Source organism: Acetivibrio sp., assembly GCF_035371925.1.
In the GTDB taxonomy this organism is placed as follows: domain Bacteria; phylum Bacillota; class Clostridia; order Acetivibrionales; family Acetivibrionaceae; genus Hungateiclostridium.
In genome coordinates, this window is the sequence record NZ_DAORXT010000095.1 from 1 (window position 1) to 10690 (window position 10690).

13 protein-coding genes are annotated in these 10690 nt (G+C 39.4%); 2 read left to right on the top strand and 11 right to left on the bottom strand.

The window, feature by feature from the left end; all coding sequences use genetic code 11:
• Positions 1 to 158 (top strand): MetQ/NlpA family ABC transporter substrate-binding protein (locus tag PLH43_RS11275; RefSeq protein WP_324363164.1); only part of this gene is annotated, 158 nt, incomplete at its 5' end.
• A gap of 238 nt (positions 159 to 396) precedes the next feature.
• On the opposite strand, the gene PLH43_RS11280 is transcribed toward PLH43_RS11275, so the two are convergent.
• From PLH43_RS11280 to PLH43_RS11325, 10 genes are all read right to left on the bottom strand, one after another.
• Positions 397 to 762, bottom strand: a complete 366-nt coding sequence (locus tag PLH43_RS11280) for a hypothetical protein (protein ID WP_324363143.1) — start codon at positions 760 to 762, stop codon at positions 397 to 399.
• A gap of 82 nt (positions 763 to 844) precedes the next feature.
• A complete protein-coding gene (locus tag PLH43_RS11285) occupies positions 845 to 1264 on the bottom strand; it encodes a nucleotidyl transferase AbiEii/AbiGii toxin family protein (protein ID WP_349255150.1) in 420 nt (139 codons plus the stop codon).
• Positions 1265 to 1340: 76 nt separating this feature from the next.
• Positions 1341 to 1979 (bottom strand): hypothetical protein, encoded by a 639-nt coding sequence (locus PLH43_RS11290; RefSeq protein WP_324363147.1) that lies wholly within the window; start codon positions 1977 to 1979, stop codon positions 1341 to 1343.
• A complete protein-coding gene (locus PLH43_RS11295) occupies positions 1976 to 2098 on the bottom strand; it encodes a hypothetical protein (RefSeq protein ID WP_324363149.1) in 123 nt (40 codons plus the stop codon). Before PLH43_RS11295 ends, PLH43_RS11290 begins: the two co-directional genes overlap by 4 nt.
• A gap of 411 nt (positions 2099 to 2509) precedes the next feature.
• Entirely contained in the window at positions 2510 to 3274 is a 765-nt protein-coding gene (locus PLH43_RS11300; protein ID WP_324363151.1) for an ABC transporter permease subunit, read from the bottom strand.
• The gene (locus PLH43_RS11305; RefSeq protein ID WP_038287800.1) at positions 3271 to 4188 is read right to left on the bottom strand and encodes an ABC transporter ATP-binding protein; all 918 of its coding nucleotides are present in this window, start codon (positions 4186 to 4188) and stop codon (positions 3271 to 3273) included. The genes PLH43_RS11300 and PLH43_RS11305 overlap by 4 nt, the downstream gene beginning before the upstream one ends.
• Positions 4189 to 4395 (bottom strand): PLD nuclease N-terminal domain-containing protein, encoded by a 207-nt coding sequence (locus tag PLH43_RS11310; protein ID WP_324363153.1) that lies wholly within the window; start codon positions 4393 to 4395, stop codon positions 4189 to 4191.
• Between the two features lie 40 nt (positions 4396 to 4435).
• Complete coding sequence (locus PLH43_RS11315) at positions 4436 to 5560, bottom strand: helix-turn-helix domain-containing protein (protein WP_324363155.1); 1125 nt, start codon at positions 5558 to 5560, stop codon at positions 4436 to 4438.
• Between the two features lie 221 nt (positions 5561 to 5781).
• Positions 5782 to 8013 carry an RICIN domain-containing protein gene (locus PLH43_RS11320; RefSeq protein ID WP_324363157.1) on the bottom strand — a complete coding sequence of 744 codons (2232 nt, stop codon included), beginning with the start codon at positions 8011 to 8013 and terminating at the stop codon, positions 5782 to 5784.
• 230 nt (positions 8014 to 8243) lie between these two features.
• On the bottom strand, positions 8244 to 8534 hold the full coding sequence (locus PLH43_RS11325; protein ID WP_324363158.1) for a hypothetical protein: 291 nt from the start codon (positions 8532 to 8534) through the stop codon (positions 8244 to 8246).
• A 247-nt stretch (positions 8535 to 8781) separates the two neighbouring features.
• Between PLH43_RS11325 and erm the strand changes: the two genes are divergently transcribed.
• Positions 8782 to 9570, top strand: a complete 789-nt coding sequence (gene erm / locus PLH43_RS11330) for a 23S ribosomal RNA methyltransferase Erm (RefSeq protein WP_324363160.1) — start codon at positions 8782 to 8784, stop codon at positions 9568 to 9570.
• A 214-nt stretch (positions 9571 to 9784) separates the two neighbouring features.
• Here erm and PLH43_RS11335 read toward each other — a convergent pair whose 3' ends face one another.
• On the bottom strand, positions 9785 to 10378 hold the full coding sequence (locus tag PLH43_RS11335; RefSeq protein WP_324363162.1) for a dihydrofolate reductase family protein: 594 nt from the start codon (positions 10376 to 10378) through the stop codon (positions 9785 to 9787).
• Between the last annotated feature and the right edge of the window lie 312 nt (positions 10379 to 10690).

Here is a 10690-nt window from a genome sequence, read left to right on the forward strand (position 1 = left end):
ACGATAGTCCTTATGCCAATATCATTGCCGTTCGGGAAGAAGATTTGAATAATCCTGCCATTGTCGCTTTGGTAAAAGCTTTGCAGTCGGAAGATGTCAGGCAGTACATCACGGATACTTATAACGGCGCAGTGATTCCTGCAAAGCTGGGCAATTAACCGCTGTTTAAAAATCAACATACCTGGATTGAATTCCTATCCTTCATATAAAACATACATCTTCATATAAAAAAGAGAGGTTATCCCTCTCTTTTTCAATTTGTAAAAACACTAATCCCATTAAAATTACTGTACTATATCAAGTTTTTGAATATTGTAAATTCTTTTCAAGCAAGCCTCACTTCGCTTCCTGTTCATCAAGCCATTAGAAAGTTCGAACTAAGTTTTTTCTACCTTGTTATCTATCTGTCCAAGAATCAAATCTCGTTGATATTTGAGGATCATACAGAGGACAACCAAAATCAAATAAAATATCCATAAGAACGTTGATATCAGCCTCTTGCATATCATAGCAATCAAATCTTACTATTTGCGGAGTTGTAAAAATCTGAAACGCACCATACCCCTCTTTTTCAAAATACTTTCCACTATTTTGAATAGTCCAATCAGAAAAAGCAACGGCAATTTTCTTTAAAATATCATCAATCGGAAGAGTTTCAAGTTCTTCCATCAACTCTCCTTCACAACACGCCGTTTGATATACTTTTATATGGTCGCGTGCAAAGTTTTCTTTGTATCTCCAAAAATTCAAATCCACACTCATTGTAAAATTCCTCCATTTTAAATTAAATTTTTTGTGTATATTATAATTTTTTTGCAGGCTATTAGGTCTTTGAAATTCTAAACTACATAGTTTTCCATAGTGCCATAGGATGATTTTCTATTCGCTTTATAATCTCCGGATCATCAAATAATAACTGAGGTATATGTTTTTTCTTTTCAAAGTAATCAAGGAACTCTTTTTCTGAAGGTGTTAAAACCAGTAATTCGGCGAGATAATCCTTTACAACCTTCTTCGCAGTTTCCAAATCGAAAGAATCCCGTTTATAGCCCCCGATTTCCATAAATCTCTCAAATGTCGTATTAATAATTTCCCTATTTTGAAGCATTTCATCTCTGCTGTCATTGATTAAATAATCAAGGTCAATGTCCACAGATAGCCTCGGTAGGTTAAAGATGGCCAGATTAATTGCAGTTCCACCTTTTAGCGCCAATTTACCTTTCAATTTTGGTTCTGTGTTTAGAAATTCAAGAATATCTGACAAACGATAAACCTTTTCCAAAGTGTCACGAGCAAATCCAAATTCAGAAGCTCTTTTTGAAATATAGCTTTTATCATATTTAAACAAGAGGGATTCCTCCTTGCTCAGTTATTTGAAAAAGATCTTCAGGAACTACTAATCTCCATTTATTCAAATACTTTGTACTATCCTTCGTAAGATAGCGTGTGCTTTTCCCGATTTTATTCCTGCAATAAAATATAAATCCATCAGATAACCGGAATTGGTCTTTAAAGTGTTCCATTAGAAAACCTGTCTTCTGATATAAAAACTGCAGGTTATATGCATCCAAATACTTGATTATTTCATTTTCATTCAAGTATGGTATAGATTCTATGCAATTTAACAGCTCTTCAAGACATCCGATTTTTTCAAAGTCTTTTATACTGTCAACAACTGTACGTTCCAGTGAAGTGACCCGAATTCCCAGTGTATCTTTTGGCTCTATAACTCCACTTGATATTTTCGATGAAACATATTTGTAGGTTATCCCATTAAATTCAAAATCATCGAAGCGTTTTTCAGAAGAAACATAGATCTCATAAAACACCTGATTTGATATACCCATATATTCAAAAGCTGAATGATGCGAAAGATAAGCAGTATTATTGATGGCACAAGCTATGTGGTATTTAGTTGCTACAGGCTGTCCATCAGCCACATTGATACATGTATATAGATTATTTCTGATTTTCTTCACCAGACCTTTTTTGACAAACGAAGAACTAGAGAAGATGCTGTCTTTTTGTTTCCGACAAGCTTGTATACATCCTCCATTGTGAAAGTATTTAATTTTACAAGCTGAATATAGCCTACCATTATAGGTACCTCTTTAATTTACGCTATAATTTCTTTAATTATAAAGGTGTTTTTTTATGTTTTAAATTTAATTATTAATATTACTTTAATTATATACAATCTTTCTTTATGTGTAAAGAAATTTTTGTAAAAAATCAAGTAGAAAATGAGAAACACTATCCTTAATTTGGTCAATGCTTTAATTCTTAAAAATTTAATATCTTGGACTGATTTATTTGAATTAGTCGTAAACTCATGCAAAAATATACCTCGATATGTTACCATTAACACATATCAAGGGCATATTCGAGTTGGCAGATTTGCCGAAACTCAGCATCTTCAAGGCTTTTTGAACTTTATTTTTTGGACATCCGTACCACACACTCCGCATAGCACAAATTGATTTCTGCAGACTTTTAGATATGCTGCCGGTTACAATTGCTTCTTTCTAAATATCACTACCGAAAGAAACACAAAAATCAATGAAAGCAGGCAGGAAATCATGATAGTGCTATAAAGAGAAGACGCCTCTATGAAATTCATGATTAATCCCATATTATCCGTCGCTAAAGAAATGGGGTTGTACCTATGCACATCGGGTATGATGTTCATAATCATACAAACAACCACGAGGACACCTGTTATAAGCAGGCCTCCATAACTGTTTCCTGTTAATGTGGCTGAAATCAATAACGCCGACAGTAAAAACAAGCCAAACAGCCATAGGCAAAACACAGAAAACAGAAGATTGGATGTTTCACCCTGCGGGAAAAGATACGCCGTATAACCGTAAGTCAGCCCGAAGCACAGGACAATACTCATCGTCCATACCAAAACCATGCAGGTGTATTTTGAAAGAATGACCGCTGTTCTGGACAAGCCTTTTGTCAGCAAATTGATAAGGGTTCCCTTTGACAGTTCGGATGATAAAACCCCGCTAAACAGAATTACCATCACGATAAATCCCATTTGTGTCGCATTTTTGAAAAACTGCGCCCAGGCATCATAGGCCGATGGCTCCGGTAATGTTATGACTACACCGTCGGTTACAAAGCTTTTAACAATTTCAGGCATCAATTTTGCTATAAGGGGATTTGTGATTCCGAAAACCGCAAAAACCATTAGCATAATGAATAGTTTATAGGTTTTTGTGTATTCAAAGAACTCTTTTTTCAAAAACGCCAAATAGCCTTTCATCGAACCACCTCCATAAACAAGCTTTCCAAAGTTGGTTCCATCACTGCGAATTTCAACGGAACAATACGCTTTTGCGATAGCACACCGAGCAGAAAATGCCCGTCCATATCTCCATCTTTCATAAACACCTTTACAGTGCTTCCATCACGTGACAGACTGATTGACGGCTGCTTCAACTCTTCCGCATTTTCAAAACAGGAAGCTGCTTTTTCACTCTCGAACTCAAGGACAAAACCGTGGAGCCTATGACGCTCCTTTATTTCAGAAAGTGTACCGCAAAGCGCAAGCTTTCCGTCATGCAATACGGCAATACGGTCGCATATCCTTTCAACATCCGACAGGATATGGGTCGAAAATACGATGGTCGTCTTCCCTTTTGCCGCAAGCAAAATATCGAGTATTTCCTTCCTGCCGATTGGGTCAAGCGCTGATGTAGGTTCATCACAGATTAGGAGCTTTGGCTCATTGAGCAATGCCTGGGCAATGCCAAGGCGCTGCTTCATTCCTCTGGAAAACCCGCCAATTCTCTTCTTTTGGTCTTTCAGCCCCACAAGCTCCAGTAATTCCTCGCTTTTTGACTTGATTTGGGTCTTCGAAAGGCCGGCTATCTCACCGCACAGCTTCAAATATTCCATTGGATTCATGTACCCATAGAACTCCGGAACATCCGGAAGAAAACCTATGTGGCGGTTGGCTTTGGATTCGCCATACGTAACTTTTTCACCGCATACGGTTACAGAACCGCTGTCCGGCTTCAATAGCCCAAGAATAATTTTCATTGTTGTTGTTTTGCCAGCACCGTTCTGCCCGACAAATCCGAATATAGAATGCTCGGGGACATCCATATCCAATCCCTTCAACACCTCATGGTGCCCAAAGCTCTTATAAAGCTGTCTGATTTCCAAGACACCCATTTATTCCTCACCTCTACCGAAAGCAAAGTATATTGCCGGACCGATAAACTGTATAAACAGAACGATCAAAACCCACATTACTTTATTTCCGAAACGGTAACGGGGATGGCGCAACACATGTACAAGTGCAGTAATAGCAAGTGCATACTGCGCGATCACCAACGGAATAAGAAACGGTAAATATTCTTTCAACGTAGCCAAATCCATGATTCATTCCTCCTTTAATAAGGTCTTGATTTCATTTCTTTCATAATGCGTCCTGTTGATAACAATTATTTTTCAGTTTTTCTGCAACCCTCTTAAACCGGATTTCATCAGACAATGTTGAAAACACAGGGTTATTGATGACTCCGTCGGCCATGCTTTTACGTATAATTTTTTCATTTCTTGGAGGAGCATTTCCTAAATCGAGCTCCTCAATCCACAGATCTATCAAATTAAAATATTCGTCTCCTTTTAACTTCAACGGATAAATATCACCGGTGACAAGCTCTGCATATCTTTCAAGAATCTCAAGAGCTTTTTCTTTACTCCCAAGCATCATACACCCTTGGGCAGCAACGATGTAGAGCTTCATGAGAAACGACGGATGAAGGTTTTTTAAGTTAAAAGCCTCAGCAATGTCATTTGCACGCTTCAGCGTTTTATCAAACTGTTCGGAGTTGTCTGTACAAAGCATAAGATAATCCGTTAATGCACTAAAGAGATTACACATGTGCTGATATATAGCAACTTGCAATGTCATTTTGGCTTCTTTCGATTTACCAACCATTTGATAAGCTGAAGCAAGAAGCGTTTCACTGGAAATGATTTTCTTTCTTGTTCCCTCCAAAAGCTCAATTACTTCATTTGGATTTCCCAGCATCAACGCGCAGCATGCCTCCATATACAAGGAAAGCTGCACAAGCTCCGCATCTTCACTTTCTGTTTTTACCCGAACAAACAGCTCTTTTGCTTCCGCAAGCACAGAAAGGGTTTTTTCCTTGTCTCCCGATTCCGTGCTGTTGTTTACAAGCAGCGCTCCAATGTGGAATAACAGGGGAAAGCAAGAGAAATACTTTTTAGCAATTTCACGGCAACAATCCAATACTTCATCAAAAGGTTTGGAAGCAAAATCGGCTGATAATTTCACGTACAATTTACGGATATCATCTTTACTCATTTGCGGTTCATAACCCATGAGCTCATCAATGCTTATATTAAAAAGTGTAGCAAGCTGCGGCAGAAAAGTAATGTCAGGATAACTCTGGCCGGTTTCCCATTTTGAAACCGAAGCCTTGGACACGCCAATGTAATTTGCAAGGTCTTCCTGCGTCAGCCCCTTCTCTCGCCGCATTTTAACGATGGTTCTGGCAATATTGATTTCTTTCATCTTCATCACCCACTTTTATTATACCCTTCTATCAAATCATACCTCAATGGATTTATGGTTAATATAAGGTGATAAAATCAACCGTAGGGAAACTTTTTTTATAATCAAACCTTTCAGTATTATAAGAAGAGAGTATCACAGGCTGCTTTAGGGAGCAATTTGCGATACTCTCTTTTTTCAGTATTTAATGCTTAAAAAGTTTTGCACTATGAAATTACGGTTTATGGTATCCTTTCAAAGATATAGGCCTGACTTGCATCGGAAGCTTCTGTCCAAAGTATGATATTGGTGCCGTTTTTCATATTTGCACCGGAGATACCTGCATAAAACCCTTTGCTGTCCATGATTCTGTAAGTTCCGTTTTCCTGTTTTATTATTGTAAAGATTGAAGCAGAATCGGACTGGGTGAGTACCGCGCCCTTCGACCCACTACTATTCCACCACTTGCCGGAATGAACACACTGTATTCTATATTGATTGCCACTTACATTGGTGATTCTGAACTTTTGATTATCATTACCGGTTTTAGTATAAATAATAAGCTTTGCGCCATTCTCTTTACTTGAATTGGGTACATCTATGGCAAAGTTTTTGTCTTTTGAAGCTTTGATATAGTAAATTCCATCTTCCAACTTCTCGCTGCCGGTCATTGCATCGGTGGAGGGATTTGCTTCCGGTGCTACCCCCGTATAAGCCACACCGGGCTGAATAACCGCCTGTTTTGTCTCGCTATCCCAATACACATTGAACTGTGATGCCGTCCCGGAAAGCTTCTTAGCAAACTCACGGAGCTGAATGTAGTTCGTACCTCCGTCAATAAGCCGTGCGTCGGAAAAGGTAAATACTTCGTCATTCAGCTTGAATTTCGTATCACTAATATGGACATTGGTTGTACTTTGAAGCTTGGTTTCGGTAACTGTGCCACTATAGGGCTTGCCGGGTTCAATCACGGCATACTGTCCATCCCAGCCTACATCAAACTGGGCAGCAGTGCCATTGAGCATTGCTGCAATGGCGCGGAGCTGCAAGTAATTGGTCCCGTTTATGGTGTACGCCGCTGTAACGGATACGGGCTGGCCGTTCATGACGAAACTTGTCTTACTGGGTGTGGCAGTGGCCGGCAACTCCTTCCACCGTGAAAAAGAAGTTGATGCATTACCTTCATAGTAGACATAGAAGGCACAATTGTCAGGAAGAGAGGTTGAGGCATCAAACCATATGATGATAGGTGTACCGTCCGCCGATTTCCATTCGGAAGCATTGACCAACAGGTTCGGAAAGTCGGGTGGATAAATCTTGTACTTACTGCCTTCAGCGAAGGGTCCATCGATAGCCCATAGAAACTCCGTATCTTGCGTGATGAGTTGTTTTCCATTTGTCGGTACATTTCCGGAAAGGGCAAGATACTTTCCGTCCATCGTCTGAATCGTATACAGCATCATCATTTCTTCAAACTGGTTCGTACGGCTTCCCTTGTAGGTGAACTTAAAACGTTCTGCTTTTGCGCTGCTAAGCTCGGCCTTACCCTCTGCGTTAATGGCCACACGGGGATTTTGCCCCATCACCGACGCAATGGTATAAACACCGTCTATTATACCTATCACGCTTTCCTTTGCTCTTCCATTGTCTATGGCCCACTTTGCCTCATAAAAAGTATCAGCTTCCATCATCCAATTGTAAGTTTTTTGACACAGGAATATGGCTTGTTCTCTCGTAATCTTTGCATTTGGGCTGGTGTCACCGCCAACACCAAAGCTATCAATTGTCGCTTTGGTAAATTCCTTTTTCCTGTATTCCCCTCCCTCATATTTTACGATCTTAATCAGAGCATCGGTAAATTCCTTATAGGTTGCATAATCATTGGTTCTATACTTTTCTGCAGGAACAATGCCCCAATACAGAAGACGACTTATTTGAAACCATGCGTAGTGTTCGTCCTCCTCCTTGCCCATAAGCTCATCCACACGCACATCAGAAATTACTCCTTTGAGGGTGAACTGCACTTGCCAACTTCCGCGTTTTTTTATCATGATGTCATCGACCAGCAGCATGGCCATTTCCCCACGAGTGATAGGGTCCCTGAAGTTTGCTGCATTGGTAAACCAATCTGTCATACCAGGATGACCATATATATATGCCTCTACTGCTTCCTGCGCCCATCCGGAGCATCTGTAATCCTCAATCTGCAATTTTTCCAGATTGCTCACCTTCGTGTAGTAGTTGTAGCCCTTATATTCAAACTTGGCATAGTCTCCTTCAATCGACGTCACCATCACGTTCGTCCCGTATGGGAGAATCCCACTGGGAGCAGTATCCGGATAGGGACTGAATTCGGCTTGGAACTTTACGACACGATAAAGTGCATTAACGGTCACTGCCGATGCCGGTACCGGCAGTAGGGCTAATGCCGTATATAGGATAAGTATGACGCATAAAAATCCTTTTTTCATCATATAATTCCTCCTTGAAATGCCATTATTGGAATAACAATTATCATTTTATTTTATCAAAACTTTCTACCCAAGAACCGTTTACTGCATAAAACACGTTTATTTTTGCATAAAATATGTTATTTAGGCTCGCAAACTATTTTATCTAAATTTCAAAATAGGTTTAAGAACAACTTTTATGCGGCCTATATACTCTTTTTGAGTCTTCTCATCAATTTTTTCAATAGGACCTACTATTTGTTCCCCGAAATTTCTTCTTTTGGTATTTGCCCGCGTATAGCGGCAGTCCCCGGAGTGTAGGGCATTTCCAAACGTTTTATCGAATTTGATTTCCCTTTTAAATCCTTAGGATCCCAAGTTAGATTCTCCTCCGACATAGCGATGGGAAGTTCGAACTCAACACTTTTCAAAGAAATGTGAATAGCAGACACCCAGGAATCCTTAGCCCCTCGTGTCTCATCTATAAAGGTAAGGCTTTTTTGGCCTTCATGCTGAAGCAGTATCAATAAGTCGTGAATATGCATATTACGCCTCGTTACCCCTACAAAACCTGAAAACCGCATAGTTTTTTCCCATAAACCATTTGACAAACATATCCATAAATGCTAAACTATAATTTGATTTTATATTTGGAGGCTAGTATATATCTATGTATGGTATTTTTCGTATTCGTAAATAAGGGTGCACAGAACGAAAGATAGCTCATAGCAGCATCTTTGTTTTTGTGCGCCTTTTTTTCGTTTACGAAAAAGCGAAAGAGGTGTATTTTTTATGCCCCGAAACAGAAAAAAAGGGAAAACTCCGCCCATTTGGGTATCTCAAAACTTTTTAACAAGTTACAAAACTATCAGCAGAATTATTCACAGAACAACCCTTAACAACAATGATCATGTTATTGAAATTGGTCCGGGAAAGGGTCATATAACAGGTTTCTTGACAAAAAGATGCCGGAATGTTTCGGTAATTGAAATTGACGATCGTCTATATAATAAATTGACAGCAAAATTCAAAAACATCAAAAATATCCGTATATATCATCAGGACTTTTTGAAATGGAAGCTTCCTAAATATGAAGATTATAAAGTTTTTTCAAACATCCCCTTTTGCTTCACTACGGATATTATGCGAAAATTGACGGAATGCAAAAACGCACCTTCTGAAGCATGGCTTACCATGGAAAAAGGCGCAGCCAAACGTTTTATGGGTAAGCCTTCAGAATCATTGCGTTCCCTGCTTATAAAGCCCAAGTTCGATTTAGATATTGCTTACTATTTCAGCAGGGAGGATTTTCATCCCAAACCAAGCGTTGATATAGTGCTTCTCCACCTTAAGAAAAAGAGCCAACCGGATATCCCCGCAAACCAGTGGTTTGCATATGAACAATTTGCTTCAAAGGCACTAGAATATGGATTCCGCAGTCTTTTTACAAGCAAGCAGTTATCTAAGGCATTCCATCAGGCTGGTATTCAAAATAAAAATACTACTCCTGCAGAGATTCTTTATGTTCAGTGGCTTTGCCTTTTCCAATGCTACTGGGAACATGTACTAGGCAGAAAATAATTTTAGCGGCTCATTATCCTTCAAATGTCCACCGGATCTCGCACACATGCGCGACCCATCCGGTGGAAACCAAGCCGCCTTCAGGCAAATGGAAATCAAATCATGCAAAATTATGGCAATATACAATTTGGGAAACACTCACTAATACTGCTAAACGTATTCCCAAACAGTTTAGCATAGCTTAAATATTTACTCCGGTACTATACTACTTCCATCAACTTTTGGTTTTTAATGTGCCTTCACGCTCGTATCTCACAATAATAACGCCTTTCGGAGTGACATTGCTTTCTGTAACCTTGAATGCTGCCGGAATCGTGCCATCAGCAAATAATCGCTTGCCACAGCCTAGCGTTATCGGGTATATCATCAGCCAAAATACATCGACCAAGTCATGCATGAGAAGTGTTTGAATAAGATTGCCACTTCCCCACACATGCAAATCCGGCCCTTGCTGTTGCTTAATCTGGGTTACTTTTTCCGCAATATCTCCACTTAAAAACACGGACGGCTGCCAATCACCAGATGTTATTGTGTTGGAGGCGACGTATTTGGTTGCCTTGTTGACCTCAGGCCATGCATCTCCATGTTGTGACCAGTATGGCGCCCAAATTTCAAAGGTTTTGCGTCCTAACAACAGATCGAATTTCATGCTCATCTGCTTTCTCAGGAGCGTTCCAAGGGTCTCATCAGAATATGGCGCAATCCACCCGCCATACGTAAAGCCTTCGCCGGTATCTTCGTCTGACCTGCCTGGCCCTTGTATGACACCATCAAGGGTGAAATGTTCAAGCACAATAACTTTTCTCATGATTGATTCCTCCAGTTTGCGAATTATAAATTGACTGACTTGTTCACAAATTAATATACTAACAATGCAAATTTGCTCTATAGTTTCAAATGTTCTTTAAATAAAGTCATTGTAATTTCTTAAATGCTCTTTGATGCGCACTTTGATATTATCACTTTAATTCTAAAGTGGATTCCAATATTTTTCAACTAAGAATACTATAATTTCACAAATATAAAATTTGCCTCAATTGCTAAACCGCTAACAATAAAGAAAAAGGTTTCCTGACACCTTCTCATCCCTTTTTCGTTCTACTTATCTTTTGACCTTTGA